The 22,798-nt window shown below is 42.5% G+C and carries 26 protein-coding genes; 22 read left to right on the forward strand and 4 right to left on the reverse strand.

Annotated elements, in window-relative coordinates; translation table 11 throughout:
- Window positions 1-3: 3 nt before the first annotated feature.
- From HNQ43_RS07725 to HNQ43_RS07780, 12 genes are all read left to right on the forward strand, one after another.
- Window positions 4-1,017, forward strand: a complete 1,014-nt coding sequence (locus HNQ43_RS07725) for an acyltransferase (RefSeq protein ID WP_183376488.1) — start codon at window positions 4-6, stop codon at window positions 1,015-1,017.
- Window positions 1,014-2,579, forward strand: coding sequence for an NAD(P)/FAD-dependent oxidoreductase (locus HNQ43_RS07730; RefSeq protein WP_183376490.1), 1,566 nt, complete (start codon window positions 1,014-1,016; stop codon window positions 2,577-2,579). Before HNQ43_RS07725 ends, HNQ43_RS07730 begins: the two co-directional genes overlap by 4 nt.
- A gap of 24 nt (window positions 2,580-2,603) precedes the next feature.
- Window positions 2,604-3,125 (forward strand): YqeG family HAD IIIA-type phosphatase, encoded by a 522-nt coding sequence (locus tag HNQ43_RS07735; protein ID WP_183376492.1) that lies wholly within the window; start codon window positions 2,604-2,606, stop codon window positions 3,123-3,125.
- On the forward strand, window positions 3,118-4,197 hold the full coding sequence (gene yqeH, locus HNQ43_RS07740; protein ID WP_183376494.1) for a ribosome biogenesis GTPase YqeH: 1,080 nt from the start codon (window positions 3,118-3,120) through the stop codon (window positions 4,195-4,197). Before HNQ43_RS07735 ends, yqeH begins: the two co-directional genes overlap by 8 nt.
- Window positions 4,197-4,487, forward strand: a complete 291-nt coding sequence (locus HNQ43_RS07745) for a YhbY family RNA-binding protein (protein ID WP_183376496.1) — start codon at window positions 4,197-4,199, stop codon at window positions 4,485-4,487. The genes yqeH and HNQ43_RS07745 overlap by 1 nt, the downstream gene beginning before the upstream one ends.
- Entirely contained in the window at window positions 4,484-5,503 is a 1,020-nt protein-coding gene (nadD, locus tag HNQ43_RS07750) for a nicotinate (nicotinamide) nucleotide adenylyltransferase (RefSeq protein WP_183376498.1), read from the forward strand. The genes HNQ43_RS07745 and nadD overlap by 4 nt, the downstream gene beginning before the upstream one ends.
- 4 nt (window positions 5,504-5,507) lie before the next feature.
- Complete coding sequence (rsfS, locus tag HNQ43_RS07755) at window positions 5,508-5,846, forward strand: ribosome silencing factor (protein ID WP_183376507.1); 339 nt, start codon at window positions 5,508-5,510, stop codon at window positions 5,844-5,846.
- Window positions 5,812-6,537 (forward strand): class I SAM-dependent DNA methyltransferase, encoded by a 726-nt coding sequence (locus HNQ43_RS07760; RefSeq protein ID WP_342353968.1) that lies wholly within the window; start codon window positions 5,812-5,814, stop codon window positions 6,535-6,537. The genes rsfS and HNQ43_RS07760 overlap by 35 nt, the downstream gene beginning before the upstream one ends.
- A 1-nt stretch (window position 6,538) precedes the next feature.
- Window positions 6,539-7,216 (forward strand): 5'-methylthioadenosine/adenosylhomocysteine nucleosidase, encoded by a 678-nt coding sequence (locus HNQ43_RS07765; protein WP_183376509.1) that lies wholly within the window; start codon window positions 6,539-6,541, stop codon window positions 7,214-7,216.
- 103 nt (window positions 7,217-7,319) lie between these two features.
- Complete coding sequence (locus tag HNQ43_RS07770) at window positions 7,320-8,663, forward strand: MATE family efflux transporter (RefSeq protein ID WP_183376511.1); 1,344 nt, start codon at window positions 7,320-7,322, stop codon at window positions 8,661-8,663.
- 67 nt (window positions 8,664-8,730) lie between these two features.
- Window positions 8,731-9,195 carry a low molecular weight protein-tyrosine-phosphatase gene (locus tag HNQ43_RS07775; RefSeq protein ID WP_183376513.1) on the forward strand — a complete coding sequence of 155 codons (465 nt, stop codon included), beginning with the start codon at window positions 8,731-8,733 and terminating at the stop codon, window positions 9,193-9,195.
- Window positions 9,167-9,991 (forward strand): histidinol-phosphatase, encoded by an 825-nt coding sequence (locus HNQ43_RS07780; protein WP_183376515.1) that lies wholly within the window; start codon window positions 9,167-9,169, stop codon window positions 9,989-9,991. Before HNQ43_RS07775 ends, HNQ43_RS07780 begins: the two co-directional genes overlap by 29 nt.
- Here HNQ43_RS07780 and HNQ43_RS07785 read toward each other — a convergent pair.
- Complete coding sequence (locus HNQ43_RS07785) at window positions 9,981-10,964, reverse strand: P1 family peptidase (protein WP_183376516.1); 984 nt, start codon at window positions 10,962-10,964, stop codon at window positions 9,981-9,983. The genes HNQ43_RS07780 and HNQ43_RS07785 overlap by 11 nt on opposite strands.
- 4 nt (window positions 10,965-10,968) lie before the next feature.
- Window positions 10,969-11,775, reverse strand: a complete 807-nt coding sequence (locus HNQ43_RS07790) for a nitrilase-related carbon-nitrogen hydrolase (protein ID WP_183376518.1) — start codon at window positions 11,773-11,775, stop codon at window positions 10,969-10,971.
- 66 nt (window positions 11,776-11,841) lie between these two features.
- Between HNQ43_RS07790 and HNQ43_RS07795 the strand changes: the two genes are divergently transcribed.
- From HNQ43_RS07795 to crcB, 5 genes are read left to right on the forward strand one after another with little or no spacing between them, the layout of a single operon-like run.
- The gene (locus tag HNQ43_RS07795; protein ID WP_183376520.1) at window positions 11,842-12,804 is read left to right on the forward strand and encodes a type I phosphomannose isomerase catalytic subunit; all 963 of its coding nucleotides are present in this window, start codon (window positions 11,842-11,844) and stop codon (window positions 12,802-12,804) included.
- A gap of 18 nt (window positions 12,805-12,822) precedes the next feature.
- Window positions 12,823-13,827, forward strand: coding sequence for an A/G-specific adenine glycosylase (gene mutY, locus HNQ43_RS07800; RefSeq protein WP_183376522.1), 1,005 nt, complete (start codon window positions 12,823-12,825; stop codon window positions 13,825-13,827).
- Window positions 13,809-14,285 (forward strand): S-ribosylhomocysteine lyase, encoded by a 477-nt coding sequence (locus HNQ43_RS07805; protein WP_183376524.1) that lies wholly within the window; start codon window positions 13,809-13,811, stop codon window positions 14,283-14,285. The genes mutY and HNQ43_RS07805 overlap by 19 nt, the downstream gene beginning before the upstream one ends.
- A complete protein-coding gene (locus tag HNQ43_RS07810; RefSeq protein WP_183376526.1) occupies window positions 14,282-15,118 on the forward strand; it encodes a carbohydrate kinase family protein in 837 nt (278 codons plus the stop codon). The genes HNQ43_RS07805 and HNQ43_RS07810 overlap by 4 nt, the downstream gene beginning before the upstream one ends.
- On the forward strand, window positions 15,115-15,477 hold the full coding sequence (crcB, locus tag HNQ43_RS07815) for a fluoride efflux transporter CrcB (RefSeq protein ID WP_183376528.1): 363 nt from the start codon (window positions 15,115-15,117) through the stop codon (window positions 15,475-15,477). Before HNQ43_RS07810 ends, crcB begins: the two co-directional genes overlap by 4 nt.
- Before the next feature lie 9 nt (window positions 15,478-15,486).
- Here the strand turns inward: crcB and HNQ43_RS07820 are convergent, their stop codons facing one another.
- Both HNQ43_RS07820 and HNQ43_RS07825 read right to left on the reverse strand, forming a co-directional pair.
- Entirely contained in the window at window positions 15,487-15,705 is a 219-nt protein-coding gene (locus HNQ43_RS07820; protein WP_183376530.1) for a helix-turn-helix domain-containing protein, read from the reverse strand.
- Between the two features lie 9 nt (window positions 15,706-15,714).
- Complete coding sequence (locus tag HNQ43_RS07825) at window positions 15,715-16,182, reverse strand: hypothetical protein (RefSeq protein ID WP_183376532.1); 468 nt, start codon at window positions 16,180-16,182, stop codon at window positions 15,715-15,717.
- Window positions 16,183-16,394: 212 nt separating this feature from the next.
- On the opposite strand from HNQ43_RS07825, the gene secA reads away from it, so the two are divergent.
- The 5 genes from secA (at window position 16,395) to cysK (ending at window position 22,704) form a co-directional block, all read left to right on the forward strand.
- Complete coding sequence (secA, locus tag HNQ43_RS07830) at window positions 16,395-18,788, forward strand: preprotein translocase subunit SecA (RefSeq protein WP_183376534.1); 2,394 nt, start codon at window positions 16,395-16,397, stop codon at window positions 18,786-18,788.
- Window positions 18,788-19,889 (forward strand): peptide chain release factor 2 gene (gene prfB, locus HNQ43_RS07835; RefSeq protein WP_183376536.1). Its coding sequence is split into 2 segments (ribosomal slippage): window positions 18,788-18,859 and window positions 18,861-19,889, totalling 1,101 coding nucleotides; the frame shifts between segments, so codons are not numbered across the junction. The genes secA and prfB overlap by 1 nt, the downstream gene beginning before the upstream one ends.
- 91 nt (window positions 19,890-19,980) lie before the next feature.
- Window positions 19,981-20,790 (forward strand): transketolase, encoded by an 810-nt coding sequence (locus HNQ43_RS07840; protein ID WP_183376538.1) that lies wholly within the window; start codon window positions 19,981-19,983, stop codon window positions 20,788-20,790.
- 1 nt (window position 20,791) lies between these two features.
- The gene (locus HNQ43_RS07845) at window positions 20,792-21,715 is read left to right on the forward strand and encodes a transketolase family protein (RefSeq protein ID WP_183376540.1); all 924 of its coding nucleotides are present in this window, start codon (window positions 20,792-20,794) and stop codon (window positions 21,713-21,715) included.
- 62 nt (window positions 21,716-21,777) lie between these two features.
- On the forward strand, window positions 21,778-22,704 hold the full coding sequence (gene cysK, locus HNQ43_RS07850) for a cysteine synthase A (RefSeq protein WP_221248041.1): 927 nt from the start codon (window positions 21,778-21,780) through the stop codon (window positions 22,702-22,704).
- The last annotated feature ends 94 nt before the right edge of the window (window positions 22,705-22,798 follow it).

A 22,798-nucleotide genomic window follows, 5' to 3' on the forward strand; every position in this document is an offset into this window, starting at 1 on the left:
AACATGGCTAGAAAACAACTGGCGGCCATCGATATTGCCAAATATGTCAGCGCTCTTTTGGTCGTCTGTATTCATACATTTCCATTTATTGATATCAATGAAACGTTCAATACTTATTTCATTCAGACAGTATGCCGAATGGCTGTACCGTTTTTCTTTACAATCAGCGGTTATTTCTTCTTTCGTAAATTGACAAATGATGAAGAAGAAAATAAGGAATTGTTGAAGCGATATCTTTTTCGACTGTTGAAGATCTATTTGATCTGGACTGTCATTTATTTGCCTTATACGATTTATAATTATGTCAGTGCCGGCACAGGCTGGATTGGTATTATATCGTATCTGCGAAACTTTCTGTTGAATGGATCTTATTATCATTTATGGTTTTTGCCGGCTTTGATGACTGGAATGATCATCGCATATTTTCTCTATCAGAAAAAAGGCATGATCTTTATGTTGAAAGTTTCACTGATTCTTTACTTTGTTGGCTATCTTTTGAATGTGTTTGCACCATTGTGGGAATCGATTCCAGTGATCAGTTTCTTGTTCCGGTTCTTTACTGTCACAATTACGACCAGCCGGAATGGATTCTTCTTTGCTCCGATCTTTATTGGAATTGGATGCCTGTTGGCAAGGACCAAACGTTTATCGGGACGGTTTTCACAGATTGCCTTGATCATCAGCTTTGCACTGCTGGTCATGGAAGTGACATTGTATATTATATTGGGCATGATGCGTGATTTAACAAGTATGTATCTCAGTTTGATCCCAACGACTTATTTCCTGGTCAATACTTTATTGACGATGAAGATTCCTTATAAGCCTACTTATCGCAGCATGCGGGAGGATTCGTTGTTGATTTATACTGTCCATATTTTGTTTGTGGTTCCGTTATTGGCTTTGTTGCCCAATGCCCATATCGTCGTGTATTTTTTAACGATTGCTTTGTCTCAAGGTTTTGCCTCTTTAGTGGTAAAATATAAAAAGCAATTTCCTATATTAAAAGAATTATTATGATACGGATTTCACAAATCAAGTGCCTTCGTGAGGATCAAATCGAGGGCCAGATCTTAAAGAAGTTGCATATCTTAAAAAAAGATCTTTTCGCATGGCAGATCCATCGAAGAAGTGTGGATGCCCGCCACCAAAAGATCCTTTTTTCGTATACTGTCGATGCGCAAGTTCGAAATGAAAAACGTTTTTTAAAATTGCGGGATGTCTCTTTAAGCCCGGATGAAACGTATCATGATGTTTGTCCAGGATCTACGCTCTTAAAACATCGCCCCGTGGTTGTCGGCTTTGGTCCTGCCGGCATGTTTGCGGCCTTGCAGTTAGCCAAGCAAGGCTATCGCCCTCTTGTGATTGAAAGAGGAAGTGAGATTTCTCAGCGCCAACAAAAAGTTAAAACATTTTGGAATGGGGGACCTCTGGATCCAGAATGCAATGTTCAGTTTGGGCAAGGCGGTGCTGGAGCCTTTAGTGATGGAAAACTAACAACGCGCTCTAAAGATCCGCGCAGCCGCAAAGTCTTGCGAGAATTTGTAGATTTAGGAGCCGATCCGGATATTTTGATCGATGCCCATCCTCATATCGGAACAGATGGCTTTGTTCCGATCCTCAAACATTTAGACCAGCGATTACGAGCACTGGGGGCGGATATCTATTACGATACGTGTTTGGAGGATCTGGTGATAGAAGATGGGAAGTTAAAAGCAATTCAGACATCGCGAGGAAAAATCTCATGCGAACAACTGATTCTGAGTATTGGGCACAGTGCTTCTGATACGATCCGGATGTGTGCGAAGAACGGATTGCATATGGAAAACAAACCTTTTGCGGTAGGGGTTCGAATCGAGCATAAACAAGCATTTATTGATCAGGCTATTTTACATGAAATGGCTAAAGATGATCGCTTTCGACCTGCCCGTTACCAGTTATCGATGACAGCATCTAACCAAAAAGGGGTGTACACATTCTGTATGTGTCCAGGAGGACTAGTGATTCCATGTTCTTCTTCCGAAGGAAAATTGGTTGTGAATGGAATGAGCTATGCGGCAAGAGATGGAGAAAATGCCAACAGCGCGCTATTGGTTCAGGTGAATGAAAAAGACTATGGGACCAAGCTTTTCGCAGGCTTGGAGTATCAGGAAGCACTCGAGAAAAAAGCATTTTCATTAGGAAAAGATTATCGGGCCTGTGTTCAGTTGAGTAAGGATTATCTGCAGGGAATCTGCTCGAAAGAGTTCGGAACAGTTTCCAGCACTTATTGTCGGCAGACGACATTTGTTGATTTAAATACATTGTTTTCCGATTCAGTAAATCAGGCACTGCATGAAGGACTTGTTCAATTTGAAAAGAGGATTCCTGGATTTAGCTTGGACGATGCGATTATGACTGCGGTTGAATCACGGAGCAGTGCAGCGGTCCGTATCGTAAGAAATGAGGATCTTCAATCCAATATCAAAGGGATCTATCCATGTGGAGAAGGATCGGGCTATGCCGGCGGCATAATGACCAGTGCGATAGATGGTCTTCGGTGTGCGGAAAAGATTATTGAATCTTTTGCGAAACCACTATAAAATGGGAAAAAGTAAGGAGGAACCATGTCACTTTTCAAACCGGACTACTATGTTTCCAGTTATCGAAAGATCGATATCGACCGTCTAAAACAGGCGGGGATCCGTTTGCTTTTGTGTGATATAGACAATACATTGATGGCTTACAACGAGAAGGTCCCTAATCAGGAAGTGATCGCTTTTATCGAAAAGGTGAAAGCTTCAGGGATTACAGTGGCTCTTTGTTCCAATGCGACAAAAAAAAGAGCATATCGTTTTGGTGAAGATCTGCACGTTTCTCAAGTCTATTATCTATCTTGTAAGCCGATGCCATTTCGGTTCTGGAAGGCGGTTAAAGATCACCATTGTCAAAAAAATGAAGTGGCAATTTTGGGGGATCAGCTTTTTACGGATGTCTTGGGAGGCAATTTGGCAGGAATCTATGTAATCTTAACGGCGCCGATTTCCAAAGTGGATCGCTCGACCACGAAGTTTACGAGAAAATTTGAGAATTTTGTTTTCCGAAGATTAGAAAAAAAAGGTTTTCAGAAAGGAGTATACGATGACTAAGTATTGTAAGGGGTGCGGCATCGCTTTACAAAACGATGATCCGCAAGGGTTAGGCTATGTCCCGGCTCTTGATGCCAGTTATTGTCAGCGCTGTTATAAGATTCGCCATTATGATCAGGTGACGATCTCGATGCAGCAAGGCATTGAGTCCAATCAAACTTTAGAAAAGATCAATAAGATCGATGGCATCGTATTCTGGGTCGTTGATTTATTCACTTTTGAAGCCAGCATGATCTCTCGTTTAAATCAAAAACTGCCGGGGAAAGAGATCATTATGATCCTGACCAAACGAGATGTCTTGCCCAAAACGTTACAAGATGAAAAAATTCTACGTTTTGTTCGACAACGCTTGCAAGAAGAGAATATCAATGTCAAAGATATCTTGATTTGCGGGCATCTGTTAAAACATGATGAAAAAAGCACACAGAATTTGATGAAGATCGTGCAAGCCATTCAAACGTATCGCCAAGGACAAGATGTGATTTTTATGGGAGTGGCCAATGCGGGGAAATCTACGATCCTAAATCGTTTAATGGCATCGAAAGATTTGACAATTTCCCGGCATCCGGGAACAACATTGGACCTGGTTCCGATCGAACAAGATGGATATACGATCTTTGATTCGCCAGGAATCGAGAATCGCCACAGCATGCTTTCCATCTTAAATCCTCGTGATCTTAAGACGGTGATTCCCACAAAACCGATCCGTCCCTTTGTTTCTCAAGCTTTTGAGGATCAAAGCTATGCGGTTGGAGGCTTGGCACGTTTAGATGTTGTAGTAAATGGCAAGGCGAGTGTCGTCGGTTATTTTTCTCGATCCTTACCGATCCATAGAGGAAAACTATCTACCGCTGATGCTCTTTGGCAAAAACATCTCAATGAAATGCTGGTGCCTTGTGTTGATACCTCTTTATTGACGATGCATACATACCATGCTCCGATGATTCGGGAAGAAAAGATGGATGTCGTGATTCATGGATTAGGATGGTTTTGTATCAGCGGCGCTATTCAAGATGTTTATGTTCGAGTTCATAAAGGAATTCAAGTGTCCTTTAGAAAGGCGATGATTTAATGCTTACGACACAAAATAAAAAGTTGTTACGAAAAATGGCACAATCCATGCGTCCTCTGTTTCAGATTGGAAAAGATGGATTAAGCTACAATTTGATTCGGTCACTAGATGATTCATTAGAAGCGCATGAACTGGTAAAATGCACTTTGTTGAAAACAAGCCCCATTGATGTTCGTGAAGCGGCCATTGAATGCTCTTCCCAAACGCACAGTGAAATCGTTCATATCGTAGGGCGAACGTTTATTCTTTATCGCCGCAGCAAGGAAAATAAGTTAGGGTTAAAGAAATGAAAATCGCAATCTTAGGCGGTTCTTTTGATCCTGTCCATCTAGGGCATCTTCAAATGGCACATCAGGCTAAAAAACTGCTGGGAGTGGCTCAAGTATGGTTTCTCCCCACTAAAAAAACACCTTTAAAAGATCGGCAGCTAACCAATGATCAAGATCGTTTGGCAATGTTGGAAATGGCTTTAGCCCCCTATCCGGAATATATTGTCTGTACCCTTGAATTAGAAAGAGAAGGAACAAGCTATACGGTCGATACATTGAGAGAACTTCATGCGCGTTATGCAGACCATGAGTTTTTTTGGCTGATCGGCAATGATCAGCTGGAACAATTCGATCGATGGAAAGAACCCAAGACGCTTGTTCAATTGGCGCATTTTGTGTGCTTTGATCGAGATGGAAAATCAAAAAAGACAGCTTATCCGATCCGGCAGATTCACATGTCGCCCATACCTGTATCAAGCAGCGAAATTCGTAAAGGAAAGAAATTGAATTATCTGGCACCGCAAGTGCTGGATTATATATATCAGCATCGGCTGTATCTCAGCGGATTCTTAGAAGAGCGGCTTAAACCCAAACGGGTGGCACATTCATTGTCCGTGGCAAATCTGTGTGAAAAGTTTGCTCGTGCACATAATCTAGATCTAAATCGAGCTTTTTTGATTGGCTGTTTTCATGATATTGCCAAAAACATGACAGAAAGCGAAATGAAACCTTGGATGGAGATCGTTTGTCCTGAAAATATGCGATATCCTTGTCCAGTCTGGCATGGTTTTGTCGCCAGTGAAATCGTGGATCGAATTTTTGGGATCCATGATTTGCAGATTCGGCAGGCTATTTATCATCACGTGCTCGGTACCAGTATCGATCCTTATGCGATGATTGTTTTTTGTGCCGATAAGTTAGACCCTTTGCGAGGATATCCAGTCCAGGAGCAGATCGCTTTGGTAGAACAAGATCTCTCGAAAGGATTCTGGATGGTAAAAGAAGAGAATCAAAAATATTTGGAAGGAAAGGAATAGAGAATTGGAAATTCGTGAAATCGTTTGCAAGGCAATCAGTGAAAAAAAAGGATATGATATCCGTGATTATGACACTCGTACTTTAACGCCTTTTATGGATCATATGATCGTTGCATCTACGGCAAATACAAGACAGAATAACGCGATTTGTCAAAATATAAAAGATCGTCTAAAGGAAGCCGGCATCGCACTTCCTATGCGGATCGAAGGGGATTCAGATTCCCGCTGGATCTTGATCGATCTGCAAGATGTCGTAGTTCATCTGTTTGTCCAGCAGGAAAGAGAGGTGTATCGATTGGATCGTCTGTATGCAGATGTCCCGGTCGAAGTCTATGATCTATGATACGTTGGCCCTTTACTATGATGCTTTAGTTAAAGATGATCAGGCGACTTTGGCATGGGTCAATTGGATCCAGTCTTCCCTTTCGCCATGTAGAGTGCTGGAGTTGGCTTGTGGAAGTGGTGAGATTACCCAAGCACTAGCGCAAAGAGGGTATCAAATGACCGCTCTAGATCAAAGCGAGTCTATGATCCAGCAAGCAAAGGCGAAAAAGAAAGGCGATCCGATCCAGTATCTATGTCAAGATATGCGAAATTTATGCGGCTTGGGAAATTTTGAAGCCATTCTTTGTCTTTGTGACAGCTTTAATTATTTATTGGAGCCGCAAGAAGTTCAACAGTTTTTTTTAGAGGTTCATGATCATTTATCCGAAAATGGATTATTCTTTTTTGACACCCATTCGCTGGATCGGCTCCAAGAGTTTCAAGAAGAATTCAACGAGACGGGGCATGTATTCGATGTGGATTATCAATGGTCCATCACGAGTGAAGAAAATTATATTTATCAAGATTTTGCCTTTTATAAAGAAGACGGAACTGTGATTGAAGAACATCATATGCAGCGAGTGTATGATCCGGCTTGGTTGATCGAAATTTTAGAACTTTATTTTACAATTGAAAAAATCACGACAGATTTTGATCAGGAAGGCATACAAGAAGGAGAAAAATATTTCTTTGTGTGCAGGAGGAAATAAGATGATAGGAATCATTGCGGCCATGGATGTCGAAGTGCAGGCTATTGAGAAACTGTGCCAGATCCAAAGCACTAAAAAAAACGGTTTGTTTGATTTTGTTTACGGGACATGCGGAGGCGTTGATGTGGTCCTCTGTAAAAGCGGCGTCGGCAAGGTCGGAGCTGCCATGGTCACGACAGCGCTTTGTCTGACTCATGATTTGGAAGCGCTGATCAATATTGGAACAGCCGGGGGACTCAAAGAGGAGCAGGATGTTTTGGATATCGTCATCAGTGAGGATGTGGTCCAGGCGGATTTTGATACGACAAGCTTAGATGGACCAGAGGGATTAGGATTGCGTTATCGTGCCGATCGAGATTTGATTCAGAAGGCAGTCGAAGCGGCTCAGGAAAATGAGATTCGTTATCATGTAGGGACGATCGCATCGCAAGATCTATTTATGGCTAAAGAAGAAGATTTTCAAAAGTTGATCAAGAATTTTCCGGATTCAATTTGTTCGGAAATGGAGGCAGGCGCTTTAGCGCAAGTTGCGGATGCTTTTCAGATTCCTTTTGTGATCATTCGTTCACTCAGTGATGTCGCCGTTCATCATGATAACCCGATGGAATTCTCAACGTATGTTCAACATGCAAGCAAACAGTCCAGTCATCTGGTAGAAAGTTTTCTTAAAAAGTTATAATTGACAATCAACAAACAATCTGAAAAAATAAAAATACGACAGCTATATTTTCTCGAATATCAAGAGGAATATAGCTCTTTTTTTGAGTGGAAAAGAGGAGTTTATGAATCAATCGTTTATGAAAACGCGGCCGGTATTGCCGCTTGTTTTATCCATGTCGCTGCCTATGGTTATTTCAATGATGGTATCTGCTTTATATAATATTGTCGATAGCTACTATGTGGCCAAAATCAGTGAAGAGGCAATGACGGCACTCTCCCTTGTCTTTCCAGTTCAAAATCTGATCAATGCGGTTACAATTGGTTTTTCAGTGGGTGCCAATGCGGTGATTGCTTATCATTTGGGAGCACAAGAGAAAAAGAGGGCCGATACGGCGGCTTCCTGGAGCCTGATCTGCAATGGCATGCATGGACTCCTGTTGACTATCGTCTGTATTGGGGTCATCCCTTGGTTTTTGAGTCTGTTCACGACGCAGACTGTTGTAATTGATTTGGGAGTCCGTTATGCGCGGATTGCTTTTGGATTTTCGATTTTTATTGCCATCTCCATGGCAATGGAAAAGATATTTCAAGCCTCAGGAAAGATGATGATCACGATGGTCTGCATGTTGTCAGGATGTATTATCAATATTGTCTTAGATCCGATTCTGATTTTTGGCTGGGGACCATTTCCAAAAATGGGTATCGAGGGGGCTGCCTGGGCAACGGGGATCGGCCAAACAATAGGGGTGTTGATTTATTTGATCTGCTACAAAACAGGCAACTTTCCAGTGCATATTGGCATTCCGAAAAAAGGAGAGGGAAGGATCCTTGTCAAGAAAATGTATGCCGTAGGGATTCCTGCCACTTTGAATCTGGCGTTGCCGTCCTTGTTGATTTCTTGTTTAAATACTATTTTGTCTGTTTTCTCATCCGTTTATATTTTGGTTTTGGGAGTTTATTATAAATTGCAGACCTTCTTATATTTACCAGTAAATGGTATCGTACAAGGAATGCGTCCGATCATAGGTTATAACTTTGGCGCCCAAGAGATGCGTCGAGTCCATGCCATTTATCGAACAGCTCTTTTATTATCAGCCGGGATCATGGTGTTTGGAACAGTATTATGCTGGGGAATTCCTGAAAAACTGATTGGCTTGTTTTCATCAAATCCGGATACGATCCAGGCTGGCGGCACGGCATTGCGCATCATCAGTATCGGTTTTGTGATCTCTTCTTTATCTGTGATTTCCTGCGGCTCTTTAGAAGGATTGGGAAAGGGAGGGCCTTCTTTGGTGATCTCTATATTGCGGTATGTCGTACTGATCTTGCCAATCGCCTATATTTTGTCTTTGTTTTTAGGGGCCGAAGGGGTTTGGCATGCGTTCTGGATCACAGAAGTCATCACGGCTGGGATCTCTTTCTGGATTTATCAACACGCTTTAAAAAAAAGTTTAAACAGTTTGTAAAATATTAGACACTTTCTTTTGAAAAGTGAATAAATGAAATATAATGAACACAAAAGAGGAATGATATATGATCAAAATACTATTTATCTGCCACGGCAACATATGTCGTTCGCCCATGGCAGAATATATTTTTAAAGATTTGATTTTCCAAGAAGGGATTCAAGATCAGTTCTTGGTAGATTCAGCCGCAACAAGTACCGAAGAGATTGGACGCGATATGTATCCTCCGGCCAAGCGGAAATTGAAAGAAAAAGGCATCGCATTCTCTCGTAGACAAGCTCGACAAGTTCGATTTGATGAATATGGAAAATGGGATTATATCATTGGGATGGATCACTGGAATCATCAGAATCTGAAGCGATTGTTTAAAATGGATCCGCAACAGAAAGTCTATTCTTTGTTGGCAGATCGTGATGTGGCAGATCCCTGGTATACCGATGATTTTGAAACAGCTTATCAAGATATCGTTCAAGGTTGCAGAGAATGGTTAGAAAGGATCACAGATGATCAAACAGAATTTACATACGCATAGTGTATATTGTGATGGAAAAGATACGATCGATCAAATGGCACAAACAGCGATTCAAAAGGGGTTTACGGTCTTGGGATTTTCCGGACATGGTCCCTGTCGATTTGATGATGTCGCTATGAAAGAGAAAGATTTAGCTTCTTATCGAAAAGAGATCCTGGAGGCAAAAGAGAAATATAAAGATCAAATCCAGATCTATGTCGGCATCGAAGAAGATATCTGGCAACGAGTAGCTTCGAAAGATTTTTACGATTATGTGATTGGAAGCAAGCATTTTGTTAAAGTCCGGGATCAAGTCAAAAATGTAGATTATTCTCCAGCGATGACCGATGAGATCGTCAGCTTATATGGCGGTGATTTTCTGGCTTATGCCAAAGATTATTATGAAGATATCAAAAGAATCGCGCAGTTTGAAGAAGTCGATATTGTTGGTCATTTGGATCTGTTGATGAAGTTCAATGAAGAGGAACAATATTGTTCTTTTACGGACCCCGCTTATTTAGGATATGCTCAAGAATGCATCGATGTTTTAGTGCAGGCCGGAAAGATTTTTGAAATCAACACCGGGGCCATAGCGCGCGGTTATCGCAAATATCCTTATCCTCACCAAAGATTATTAGAGTATATCTTCCAAAAAGGAGGGAAGATAATCTTGAATAGTGATTGTCATGATCGAAATATGCTGGATTGCCACTATCCTGAATCGATGAAATTGATTCGTGATCTTGGTTTTACATCTATGATGGTCTTGACACCAGAAGGCTTTAAAGAAGCGCCTATTGACCAGTTTAGTCTTTAGGCGCTTTTTTTGATGCTTGAATCTCAGAATAAGTTGTCAAACCATAGAGCGGGGTTGCTTTTATGCACGCATTCTCAATGGCTTTTGCCATAGCTTTGGAAGCTAAAACACCAACTACATCAGGATCTGCTTTTACTTTTTGAGAAGCCATCGCAAAGATCGTATCTCCGTCATTTGAAGTGTGGACCGGACGAATCGTTCGCGCATATCCATTGTGAGCCATAGAGGCAACTTTGTTGATTTGTGCTTTAGAGAGTTCGGCATTGGTGATAATGCAGCCGATGGTCGTATTCATGCCACAGCTATCTATAACCGGCTCATTTTCCAACATCCAATCTGTAGTTGAGATTCGGCATTTTTTTTGGTAGTCATAGATTCCGGCAATAGGCTGGTTCGAATTCTCAAAGTATACATCTCCGCAAGCGTTGACGGCTACGATGGCGGCAAGCTTCAGTTCTCCAACTTGATAAGCCGCTATGCCAAGTCCAGCTTTCATTGCTTTGTCAAACCCGGTAAACTTTCCTACACTGGCTCCTGTGCCAGCACCGACACATCCTTCTTGAGGAAGATTGTTTTGTGCATTTTCACAAGCTTGATAGCCCATTTTTTTCGAAGGATAAGCTTTGGGATCCGATACGCTGCAGTCAAATAAGCAGGCGCCGGATACGATGGGAATCGTGATGCCTTTCATATCAAAACCGATCTTATGTTCACTGAGATATTCCATAACACCACAGCTGGCCTCAAGACCGAAGGCGCTTCCGCCCGCTAAAGTTACGGCATGGATTTGCTGGACCATATTCTTTGGATTCAAAAGATCCGTTTCACGCGTGGCAGGGCCTCCGCCTCGTACATCTACTCCGGCAGTTGCCCCTTGTTCACAAATAATTACGGTGCAGCCTGTACCTTTTTCGAGGTCTTGTGCGTGCCCGATTTTAAAATCGTCTAGTTCTTGGATAGTGATTTCTTTCATTTTTCTAATTCTCCTTGCTTTTATATAGGTCTGTTCTACGAATCTTCCAAAATGGCATACGATCGCGAATTTGTTGAATTCGGCTCAAGTCAATATCGACGACGGCCACAGATTCTTTTTCATCCATTTGACAGAGGATCTTCCCAAAAGGATCAGTGATGATCGAGTGACCATAACTTTCAAAATTCTCAAATTGGTATCGGGCCGGATTGACGCCTACCATAAATACTTGGTTTTCCATAGCCCGGGTCTGAAAAAGAGGAGTCCAGTGCGTTTGGGTGGCTTGTTTATTAAAGGCGGCAGGACAAAAGAGAATCTGGGCTCCTTCCTGGGCTAAAATTCGTGCCGTTTCCGGGAAACGGATGTCATAACAGATCAAGATGCCCATCTTACCCCAGGAAGTAGGAAATGTACAAAGCGAATTTCCGGGGGTAAACACATCTTTTTCTTGATAATCCTTATGATTTGTATGGATCTCGAATAAATGTGTTTTTTGATAGGAAGCGATCCATTCTCCATGATCGTAAATCAAGCATTCGTTATAGATCTTTTGATTGACCTCATGAGCCAAAGTGCCGGCAATGACAAGGCATTGACCTGTCTGCGAAATCGAACGCATCAATTCGGCACATTTGTCATAATATAGGGCGCTTTGACGGATTCTATCGTTCGTATAAGGGCAGTTCCATATTTCAGGGAAAATCAAGATGTCGGCCCGCTTTTCCAAACATTTTTTAGCCAAAGCTTTTGCTTGTTTTAGATTTTCATTGAGGTTGTCTCGGACTTGGATCTGAATCATTCCAATTTTCATAGTTTTATCATACCACGATTTAGAAAAATGATTTATAATAAAGCCGATGAGAACAGGAGTGAAATTATGCCAATTGTGAAACTGGGCCCTGCTTACAAAGATTATATTTGGGGTGGTACAAATTTAAAGGAAAAATATGGAAAGAAAAGCGATTTGGATATTGTAGCAGAAAGTTGGGAAGTCTCCACGCACCCAGATGGGCCAAGCATTGTTTTGACAGGCGAATACGCAGGCAAGACCTTGACTGAATATATTGATGCTCTAGGAAAAGACTGTTTGGGAACGAAAGGAAAAGAATTTGAATTTTTCCCGATGTTGATTAAATTCATCGATTCTAAACAACCATTATCGATCCAAGTGCATCCGGATAATGAATATGCATTGCGTGTCGAAAAAGAATATGGAAAAACAGAAATGTGGTATATCTTGGATTGTGAACCAGGAGCTACCTTATATTTCGGAGTCAATCGTTCGATCACAAAAGAAGAGTTCCGTCAGCGGATCGAAGATAATACGATCTTGGAAGTTCTCAAAGAAGTGCCGGTTCATAAGGGGGATGTTTTCTTTATCCAGGCAGGAACGATCCATGCCATTGGAGCGGGTACGACACTTTGTGAGATCCAGCAGAATTCGAACTCCACTTACCGTGTATACGATTTTGGCCGTGTAGGGAAAGACGGCAAACCGCGTGAATTACATATCGATAAGGCGATTGATGTCTCCAATTTAGAACCGATCGAATCGGATTTCAAACCAGTAGGAGAACCTATCAGCGACGAAACCACATCGACTGTGATGCTTGGCTCATGTGATTATTTTACAAGCTTTGAAACGACCTTAAAAGGGTCAACATCCATTCATGTCGACGAGGAAAGTTTTGGTGCTCTGGTTTTAGTGGAAGGAAATGCCGTGGTAGAAAACCAGGATACAAAACTGGAACTTCAAAAAGGGGATACGATTTTTATCACCGCCAATAGTGGAGAAGTGAAAGTCACTGGCGATTGTCAGTGGATCTACAGCAGGGTTTGATCCTGCTTTTTTGGTTTTATGTTTCAAGAAGAATTATTACGGTGGTATAAACAGAATGCCCGAAAACTGGTCTTCCGGCAAAAAAAAGAAGCGTATTCGATTTGGGTTTCCGAAATCATGGCGCAACAAACCCGAATTGAAGCCATGCTTCCTTACTATGAGCGCTTTATAGAGCGATATCCGAATCTGAAGAGTTTGGCGCAAGCTGAAGATGATGATCTGGTTAAGATCTGGCAAGGCCTGGGCTATTATAATCGGGTGCGAAATATGAAAAGGTGCGCGATTCAATGCGTTGAACAATTTCAGGGTCAGTTTCCCAAGACCAAAAAAGAATTATGCAAACTGCCGGGCATTGGAGAATATACAGCAGGAGCGATTGCTTCGATCGCATTTGATGAAAAAGTCAGTGCTGTGGATGGGAATGTAATTCGTGTCTTTTCTCGTTTTTATCATATTACAGATGATGTTTCCCAGATGAGTACCAAAAAAAAGATTACAGAATTGGTGAATGCTTCTTTGACAGAACCTATCAGCGATTATAACCAGGCATTGATGGAATTAGGGGCCTTGGTCTGCATTCCAAAAAATCCAAGATGCGCAGCCTGTCCAATTCAAAAGGAGTGCCAGTCTTATGCATATGGTGATGCGGATAGTCTTCCTGTTTTGGCAAAAAAGAAACCTAGGCGAGTTGAAAACCCAACTTTTTATATTTGGGTCTGTCAAGACAAGATCCATTTAAAAAAACGTTCTCAAAAAGGACTATTGGCGGGCTTGTTTGGCTTTGATGAAACTCTTCCCGAAGCGGTAGAAGAAAAAAGATCGCTGGAGCCATATACCCACATTTTTTCCCATGTCGAATGGCATATGAAAGGAATTGTCTGTTTTGTAAAAGAAAAGAGCGAAGACTTTTATTCCTTGAGTCAGATCCATGATAAAGTGTCGATTCCCAGTGCTTTTCAGCCCTTCTTAAAACAAACAGAAAAAATTATAAAGGAGAGAGAAAAATGCCAGAAATCATTATAGAGAGTTTTACTTTAGATCATACTAAAGTCCAAGCCCCTTATGTGCGTTTGATTGATACGGAATCAGGAGAGCATGGAGATATTATCTCTAATTACGATGTGCGCCTTTGTCAACCAAATCAAGAAGAGATCCCGACAGGGGCCATGCATACATTAGAACATCTTCTAGCGTTATATTTACGTCCTAGAGTCCCAGGTTATATCGATTGTTCACCATTTGGATGCCGAACGGGATTCCACCTGTTATGCTGGAAAGAACATGATCCTCAAGATATCGCGGTGGCATTAAAAGAAAGCTTGCAGGAAATCGTGAAGACAACTTGGGAACAGGTTCCGGGAACAAAGGAAAAAGAATGCGGGAATTATCGGGATCATTCTTTGTTTGGCGCCCAAGAATGGGCTAAAAAGATTTTGGAAAAAGGGATCTCGTATGATCCTTATGAAAGAAAAACCGTATGAGTGAAAAGCTCATATTGGCCTCTTGCACATGTGACGTTATTCTTTATGTAGATCATCTGCCTTTGACGTGTCAGGATGTCAAGGTAAAGAAGCGCGAAACTAAGATAGGAGGCTGCGGATATCATGTAGCCAAAGCCTGTGAACAAAGCCTATTGGCTTGCCCTTGCGGGACGGGCATGTATGGAGAATTTGTTAAACAAGCGCTTTTACAAGAGGATTTGTCTTTTTACTGCCCACAGGTCTTAGAAGAAAATGGAGTTTGTTTTTGTTTGATTGAGCCAAACGGGGAGCGCACTTTTATGGCCAATCATGGGGCAGAATATCATTTTTCACCAGATATCCTGGAAGATCTTCCCGAAACCGAATGGGTCTATGTATCTGGGATTGACTTAGAGGAAAAACAAAATCATTGCATAATTGAATATCTTAAAGATAAAAAACGAAATGTTTTCTTTTCGCCGGGTCCGCGTGTTGATCAGATTTCATCGGTTTTAGAAGAAATGTTGACATTACATCCTGTTTTGCATATGAACAAAGAAGAATGTGAGGCTTGGACAGGACAGGAGTTCAAAAAAGGGATGGAGATGCTATGGCAGAAAACCCGGAAACTTGTGATTGTCACCGATGCGGCCAGAGGCTCTTATGCATATGATCATAAGCTGGTTTATGTTCCGGCCCAGCCTGTCCGATCTGAAAATGTGACAGGCGCCGGGGATACTCATGCGGGCAGCTGCTTAGATGGCTTGTCACAAAATCTGGATCTAGAGACGATGTTGGAAAGGGCAAATCAAAAAGCCAAAGAAAAGATTACTAAGAAAGAAGGAGTACGATGATCGATTGCTTTGCAGTAGGATTAGGCGGGTTTTTAGGATCTGTTTTGCGATATCTGGCGGGAAAGATACCGTTGGAAACGCATGGTTTTCCGGTTCATACACTTTGTATCAATGTAATTGGTTCTTTTGTGATTGGGTGTATTGCCTGTCTTGTTTCAAAGAATCCGCATATAGACCCACGATGGATCTTGTTTTTTAAAGTGGGAATCTGCGGCGGGTTTACCACTTTTTCTACCTTCTCTTTAGAAACACAACAATTGATGCATACAGGGCAATATATGATGGCTGCACTCTATATACTTCTCAGTATGATTTTAGGTGTATTTGCCGTATTCGCTTCACAATGGATCATCAAATAAACAGGCAGCTCAGACTGCCTGTTTGTCGTCTTGATATTCCAAAATATCGCCCGGCTGACATTCCAGAACCTGACAGATCGCATTCAAAGTAGAAAAACGAATGGCCCTGACTTTCCCGGTCTTTAAATTGGATAAATTGACATTGGAAATTCCAACCTTTTCGGAAAGTTCATTTAAAGATATTTTACGATCGGCCATGATACGATCTAAACGTAATATGATAGCCATTGGATTCACCTACAAAGTCGCATCGGCTTCATTTTGAAGATTGTAGCCTACTTCCAAAATCGAAGCTAACAGTATGAAAATGATGCCTATTAATAGAAACGTTCCATCGGCCAATACAAAATTTCCATAATGGCAAACTGTGATCACGCCTGGCTGATAATCTGGAATTCTCGGTATCACAAAAGCGGCGGTTGTCAGAATCGCTCCAATCAAAAGAATGCCTTTGGAAAAGATATCGGCAAATGACCTGTGTGTCCAGTAAAGCAATAAGATCGTAAAGAAAAACAGGATGATCACACTGCAAAATACCATTGTATAAAGATATTGCGCCCATCCAATATAAGACCAAACGCCTTGTAAAGTATCTTGAACGATCTCTACTAAGGATGAAACAGAACAACCTCCGGTAAATATTAGTGTAATTAACAGAATCCGTCGCATCTTGCGTGTCAAAACTTGTTCAGATTTTTCTTTCATGATGAATCCTCCGTGTTTCTATATTTTATTTATATCCTTCTTGTTTATTAAAATCAATAAAAATTTAATGATAAACGATAAAAAATTATCGATTTTCTACAATATATCAAGAGTTTGTAAGTTCCTGTGGGAATCCTAGTCTTCATTTGAAAAATATGCTACAATGATATAGCGTCTAAATTTGTAAAAAATAAAATTCAGGAGGAATACCTATGGGATTATTTTCAAATCTATTCTCCGAAGAAAAGCGTGAGATCAGTACATTAGAAAAGATCGCAGACCAAGTGCTGTCTCATGAAAAAGAGATGGAAGCTTTATCGGATGAAGAACTAAGAGAAAAAACGACAGAATATAGAAATCGACTGGCTGATGGAGAGACTGTGGACGATCTGTTGCCCGAAGCTTTTGCGACTGCCAGAGAAGCAGCTTATCGTGTGATCAATGAAAAGCCATATCGGGTACAGGTCATGGGTGCTGTAGCCATGCATAAAGGCGATATTGCGGAGATGAAGACGGGAGAAGGAAAGACTTTGACCGCAACGATGGCCGTTTATTTGAATGCGTTGGAAGGCAAAGGTGTCCATGTGATCACGGTCAATGAGTACTTGGCGGGTCGTGATGCGGCTTGGATGGGTGAGATCTATCGTTTCTTGGGTATGAGTGTAGGTGTCAATAAACGAGAACTAAAACCGAATGAAAAACGCGAAGCTTATGCATGTGATATCACATATACGACAAACTCGGAATTAGGTTTTGATTATTTGCGCGATAATATGGTCACTCGTGTAGAGGATCGTGTAATGCGCGGACTTCATATGGCTATTATCGATGAGGTCGATTCCGTATTGATCGACGAGAGTCGAACACCGCTGATCATTTCCGGAGGGAAGAAGCAGACGGCGAACCTATATATACAGGCTGATAAATTTGCCAAGACTTTAACGGCTCCTGAATATGAAACGGATCGTTTTACGCATGAAAAAACGTTGATTTCTGGCGATTATGATATCGACGAAAAAACTCGTCAGGTCATGTTGAGTGAAGAAGGAGTCCATAAAGCGGAAAAGTATTTCCATATCAAAAACTTATATGATATTGAACATACACAGTTGGTGCATCATATCAACCAGGCGTTGAAGGCCAACTATATCTTTACAAACGAAGTAGAATATGTTGTCAGTGAAGAACAAGAAATCGTGATCGTCGACCAGTTTACAGGACGTTTGATGCCGGGTCGTGCCTACAGCGATGGTCTGCATCAGGCCATCGAAGCCAAAGAAGGAGTTCCTATCAAGGAAGAGACTTCTACTTTAGCTACGATCACATATCAGAACTTCTTCCGTTTATATGAAAAATTGGCGGGTATGACAGGTACGGCTAAAACGGAAGAAGAAGAGTTTTTATCGACATATAATATGAAAGTTGTCGTAATTCCTACGAATAAACCAGTTATTCGTGTGGACGAAGATGATGAGATCTATGCCCATAAAGATCGAAAATATCGTGCTCTAGTGGATGAAGTTAAACGTTTATATGAAAAAGGACAACCTGTCCTAGTGGGGACGATTGCGGTCGAAACCAGCGAACTCATTAGTCAGATGCTGAAAAAAGAAGGAATCCCGCATGAGGTATTGAATGCGAAAAACCATGCTCGTGAAGCGGAGATCATCGCTAAGGCGGGACGTTTAAAATCGGTTACGATCGCTACCAATATGGCAGGGCGTGGGACCGATATCAAGCTGACGAATGAAACTCGTGAACTGGGCGGATTGGCTGTTCTTGGATCGGAGCGCCATGAATCTCGCCGTATCGATAATCAGTTGCGTGGACGTAGCGGACGTCAGGGCGATCCTGGCTTCTCTCGCTTCTATGTCTCTTTAGAAGATAGTTTGATGGTTCGTTTTGGCGGCGATAAACTCCAGAAGATGTTTGAAAAACTAGGCGATGAACAAGTGCAATCCAAGGCAGTCACTCGTTCAATCACAATGGCTCAAAAACGAGTTGAAGGTTTCAATTTTGATACGCGAAAACAGCTTCTGGACTATGATGATGTATTGCGTCGTCAGCGCGAGATCATCTATGCTCAAAGAAACCGTATCCTGGAAAGTGAAGAAGTCCACGAAATGGTTCGTACAATTTTTGAAAAAGCAATCGAGCAGACATTGCAAGCCAATTTGCTAGATTCCAAAAAAGGGGAAGTAGACCCTGCTGGTGTCTGCAAATCTTTTGAAGTGATGGGAATGCAAGAAGAAAAGCAGATCAAAGTTGGCGAAATTGAAGGCAAATCTTATCAGGAGATCAAAGATTATGCAATCGATAAAATCTGGGGTGAATATGAAAAAGAGATTCATCCTATGAAGAAACAATTTCTTCCGTTTGAAAGAACGGTTGTATTGCGAAATATCGATCGCAACTGGATCAACCACATCGATCGAATGGATAAGTTGAGAAGTGGTATCTACTTGAGAAGTTACGCACAAAATAACCCGCTTCAACAGTATGTACAAGAAGGATTCGATATGTTTGAGGAAATGAATCGTCGCATTGATCGCGAAATCACGTTCTTCTTATGTAAAGTAAGAATCCGCAGGGAGACAAAGGCATAATGGAACTTTATGAATTAAAACAAGGAGTCAGTACTCACCTGGAGAAGCTTCGCTCTCTAGGTGAGTCACTTTGACTTACCTCAAAAAGAACAACAAATTGAGGAGTACGATAGACAAACTTTAGAAGAAGGATTTTGGAATGATCAGCGTAAGGCACAAGCAATTATCCGGTCGCGAAATTCTCTAAAAGATATTGTTGATAACTACCAATCGCTGTTAGGACAAATGGAGTCCTTGAATGAAACAGCCGATGTCTTAAAAGAGGAGATGGATATAGAGCTTTTAGAGATAGCTAGCGAAGAGTACTCAGAGGTTGAAAAACAATTTTCCGCTTTTGAGATTCAAGTTCTTTTATCGCATGAGTATGATCAGAATAATGCGATTCTTGAACTGCATCCTGGTGCCGGAGGTACAGAATCTTGTGATTGGGCCAGCATGTTGTATCGCATGTATACCCGCTATGCCGAAAAAAAAGGCTGGAAAGTCACAGTGTTGGATTATCTTGCCGGAGAAGAAGCGGGCATCAAGAGTGTGACCTTTCTAGTGGAAGGAGATAAAGCTTACGGATACTTAAAGGGGGAAAAAGGAGTTCATCGTCTTGTGCGAATTTCTCCATTTGATTCCGGGGCCAGACGCCATACCAGTTTTGCATCTTTAGAGGTGATGCCGCAGTTTAATGACGAAATCGAGATTGAAATCAAGCCGGAAGATTTGATCGTGGAGACCAAGCGTGCCAGCGGTGCAGGAGGACAGCACATCAATAAGACCGACAGTGCGGTTCGTATGGTACATAAACCGACCGGCATTGTGGCAACGTGCCAAAATGGCCGAAGCCAGCATGAAAACCGAGAAGAAGCTCTGCGAATCTTGAAATCGCGCCTTTATCAGCTGGAAATCGAAGAAAAGGAAAAGAAATTGCGAGAGATCAAAGGGGAACAAAGTGCCAATGAATGGGGCTCGCAGATCCGTAGTTATGTCCTGCATCCATATTCTTTGATCAAAGATGTACGTACCGGTTATGAAACCAGTCAAGTTCAAGCTGTTTTGGATGGTGATCTGGATGAATTTATCTTTGCCTATTTGAAGAGTCAAGTTCAATAATGTATACAAAGCACTAAAATAAGAAAGTTTGTTCACATATTCTTGGAATGAACTTTCTTTTTTTGTATACTTGAATGCGTGGAGGTCGTTTATGACAGAATTAGAACAACATGCATTGAATATACGAAAGAATATCCTGACGATGGTCTATACGGCACAAAGCGGACATCCGGGCGGATCCTTGTCGGCAGCCGATATCCTGACCTCATTGTATTTCGAGGAGATGGATATCAACAAAGACAACGTGGCAAGCCAGGACCGGGACCGATTTGTCCTGAGCAAGGGACATATCACACCGGGCTATTATGCAACCCTGTGCGAAAAAGGATTCATCCCTAAGGAAGAACTGAAGACGTTCCGTCAGCTGCATTCACCGCTGCAGGGACACCCGAACATGAACTATATCGAAGCAGTCGATATGTCGACCGGATCTTTGGGACAGGGGATCTCGGCAGCCGTAGGGATGGCGCTGGCCAATCGGCTGGACAAGAACGATCATCGCATCTATTTTCTTTTGGGAGATGGAGAAAGCGAAGAAGGAGAGGTCTGGGAAGCGTGCATGGCGGCCGGTCATTACAAGCTGGACAACCTGTGCGGGATCCTGGACTACAACCATCTGCAGATCGACGGAAACATTGCGGATGTCGTAGGACCGGAACCATTTCCGGAAAAGTTCGAGGCGTTCGGATGGCATGTGGTGGAAGTGGATGGTCATGATTTCGAATCGCTGGCCAAGGGATTCGAAGAAGCGCGGAACACAAAAGGACAGCCGACGATGATCATAGCCCATACGATCAAAGGAAAAGGGGTATCCTTTATGGAGAACAACTACAAGTGGCACGGAAGTGCACCGAACCAGGAACAGTATGAAGCAGCTATGAAAGAGCTGGGAGGTGAATAGAATGGCAATGGCAACAAGAGCGGCGTATGGGAAGGCCCTGGCGAAACTGGTACAGGAGAATCAGGATGTCGTAGTATTGGATGCCGACCTGGCAGGATCGACGAAGACCGGGGATGCCAAGGCAGTATGTCCGCAAAGACATTTCGATATGGGGATCGCCGAAGGCAACATGATGGGAGTGGCAGCCGGACTGGCAGCCAGCGGCAAGATCGCCTATGCCTCCAGCTTTGCGATGTTTGCGGCCGGCAGAGCATTCGAACAGATCCGGAACAGCATCTGTTATCCGAATCTGAACGTGAAGGTCTGTGCGACGCATGCGGGGATCACGGTCGGAGAAGACGGGGCAAGTCATCAAAGCGTAGAGGATCTGGCCCTGATGCGAAGCATTCCGAACATGAAGGTGTTCCAGCCCTGTGATGCCGAAGAGACGAAGCAGATCATCGAAGGCATAGCAAAGATCGATGGACCATGTTACGTACGTCTGGGAAGAGCGAGCGTGGAAGATGTGTATGATGAAAGCTACCTATGGCAGCCTGGAAAAGGAAGCGTACTGAAAGAAGGAAGCAAGGTGGCGATCGTAGCGACCGGGATGATGGTGCAGGAGAGTTTGAAGGCCGCAAAAGAGATGGAAGGGATCGAACCGACGGTCGTGAACATCTCAAGTATCAAGCCGATCGATGAAGAGCTGATCAAGAAGCTGGCAAAAGAACACGAAGTGATCGTGACGGCAGAAGAGCATTCCGTGATCGGAGGCCTGGGATCGGCGGTAGCGGAAGTGCTGGCCAAGGAAGGAAGCGGATGCCGACTGAAGATGATCGGGCTGAACGATGAATTTGGGCAGAGCGGAAAGCCGAAAGATCTGCTGGCCTACTATGGTTTGGATGCCTCCAGCATTGCGAAAAAAATACAAGAAATAGATCTTTGATTAACTTCGAAGATCTTTTTTTGTTCATTGTGATACACTTAGAAAGAGGAGTGATGCGCATCATGAAAATCAAAAAATGGATGGATTGTATCGGGAATACACCCATTGTCGAATTGTGTCATATCGAAGAGAATGAACATAGTCTTGCCCATATCTATGCGAAGATCGAAGCCATGAACCCGGCAGGAAGTGCCAAAGACCGGATCGCCAAAAAGATGGTTTTGGAAGCCGAAAAGAAAGGTTTTCTTCATCCGGGAGCGACGATCATTGAACCTACCAGCGGAAATACTGGAATCGGTTTGGCTATGATCTCTGCGATTCGTGGTTATCGTGCAATATTTACGATGCCGGAAACCATGAGTTTGGAACGGCAAAAACTGTTAAAGGCATATGGTGCCAAGATTGTCTTGACGCCGGCAGAAAAAGGCATGTCGGGGGCTATCGAAAAAGCCGATCAACTTCACAAAGAGATTCCTGGATCTTGGATCCCTTCCCAGTTTTCCAATCCAGACAATCCTCAAGCCCATTACGAAACAACAGGACCGGAAATCTGGAGCCAGATGGAAGGGCAAGTTGATATTTTTGTGGCTGGTGTTGGAACTGGCGGAACTATTACGGGAATCGGACGATACTTAAAAGAAAAAAATCCCAATATTCAGGTGGTTGCGGTAGAGCCTGCGGCTTCCAACGTTTTGTCTGGAGGAACCCCTGGGCCACATGATCTGCAAGGAATTGGGGCCGGATTTATCCCAGAGGCTTTGGATCGTTCGATTTATGATCAAGTCATTTGTGTAGAAAGTGAACAAGCCTATCAAATGGCGCGCCAATGTGCAAAAAAAGAAGGAATCCTCGTGGGAATTTCTTCCGGAGCGGCTTTACATGCGGCTGTACAGTTGAGCAAGCAAAAAGTACACGAAGGAAAATCGATCGTTGTTCTTTTGCCGGATACAGGAGAACGATATCTATCGACAGCTTTATGGGAAGAATAAAAGGAGACCAGCTATGAATCTGTCAAGAAAAAATAGCTGATTTTCAATAAATGTTTGTTTATCGTTGATTCCTTAAAATTGGGTATACGAAAAA

It is taken from the genome of Faecalicoccus acidiformans, from assembly GCF_014202635.1.
Taxonomy (GTDB): Bacteria; Bacillota_I; Bacilli_A; order Erysipelotrichales; family Erysipelotrichaceae; genus Faecalicoccus; species Faecalicoccus acidiformans.

Coding starts and splice junctions, on each gene's coding strand:
- HNQ43_RS07770 (WP_183376511.1), top strand. CDS start 7,320: ATGAATCAATCGTTTATGAAAACGCGGCCGGTATTGCCGCTTGTTTTA.
- HNQ43_RS07840 (WP_183376538.1), top strand. CDS start 19,981: ATGACAGAATTAGAACAACATGCATTGAATATACGAAAGAATATCCTG.
- HNQ43_RS07820 (WP_183376530.1), bottom strand. CDS start 15,705: ATGGCTATCATATTACGTTTAGATCGTATCATGGCCGATCGTAAAATA.
- secA (WP_183376534.1), top strand. CDS start 16,395: ATGGGATTATTTTCAAATCTATTCTCCGAAGAAAAGCGTGAGATCAGT.
- HNQ43_RS07810 (WP_183376526.1), top strand. CDS start 14,282: ATGAGTGAAAAGCTCATATTGGCCTCTTGCACATGTGACGTTATTCTT.
- HNQ43_RS07775 (WP_183376513.1), top strand. CDS start 8,731: ATGATCAAAATACTATTTATCTGCCACGGCAACATATGTCGTTCGCCC.
- HNQ43_RS07785 (WP_183376516.1), bottom strand. CDS start 10,964: ATGAAAGAAATCACTATCCAAGAACTAGACGATTTTAAAATCGGGCAC.
- nadD (WP_183376498.1), top strand. CDS start 4,484: ATGAAAATCGCAATCTTAGGCGGTTCTTTTGATCCTGTCCATCTAGGG.
- HNQ43_RS07805 (WP_183376524.1), top strand. CDS start 13,809: ATGCCAGAAATCATTATAGAGAGTTTTACTTTAGATCATACTAAAGTC.
- yqeH (WP_183376494.1), top strand. CDS start 3,118: ATGACTAAGTATTGTAAGGGGTGCGGCATCGCTTTACAAAACGATGAT.
- HNQ43_RS07825 (WP_183376532.1), bottom strand. CDS start 16,182: ATGAAAGAAAAATCTGAACAAGTTTTGACACGCAAGATGCGACGGATT.
- crcB (WP_183376528.1), top strand. CDS start 15,115: ATGATCGATTGCTTTGCAGTAGGATTAGGCGGGTTTTTAGGATCTGTT.
- HNQ43_RS07845 (WP_183376540.1), top strand. CDS start 20,792: ATGGCAATGGCAACAAGAGCGGCGTATGGGAAGGCCCTGGCGAAACTG.
- mutY (WP_183376522.1), top strand. CDS start 12,823: ATGTTTCAAGAAGAATTATTACGGTGGTATAAACAGAATGCCCGAAAA.
- HNQ43_RS07735 (WP_183376492.1), top strand. CDS start 2,604: ATGTCACTTTTCAAACCGGACTACTATGTTTCCAGTTATCGAAAGATC.
- HNQ43_RS07790 (WP_183376518.1), bottom strand. CDS start 11,775: ATGAAAATTGGAATGATTCAGATCCAAGTCCGAGACAACCTCAATGAA.
- HNQ43_RS07795 (WP_183376520.1), top strand. CDS start 11,842: ATGCCAATTGTGAAACTGGGCCCTGCTTACAAAGATTATATTTGGGGT.
- HNQ43_RS07765 (WP_183376509.1), top strand. CDS start 6,539: ATGATAGGAATCATTGCGGCCATGGATGTCGAAGTGCAGGCTATTGAG.
- HNQ43_RS07760 (WP_342353968.1), top strand. CDS start 5,812: ATGCAGATGTCCCGGTCGAAGTCTATGATCTATGATACGTTGGCCCTT.
- HNQ43_RS07745 (WP_183376496.1), top strand. CDS start 4,197: ATGCTTACGACACAAAATAAAAAGTTGTTACGAAAAATGGCACAATCC.
- HNQ43_RS07730 (WP_183376490.1), top strand. CDS start 1,014: ATGATACGGATTTCACAAATCAAGTGCCTTCGTGAGGATCAAATCGAG.
- HNQ43_RS07725 (WP_183376488.1), top strand. CDS start 4: ATGGCTAGAAAACAACTGGCGGCCATCGATATTGCCAAATATGTCAGC.
- HNQ43_RS07780 (WP_183376515.1), top strand. CDS start 9,167: ATGATCAAACAGAATTTACATACGCATAGTGTATATTGTGATGGAAAA.
- cysK (WP_221248041.1), top strand. CDS start 21,778: ATGAAAATCAAAAAATGGATGGATTGTATCGGGAATACACCCATTGTC.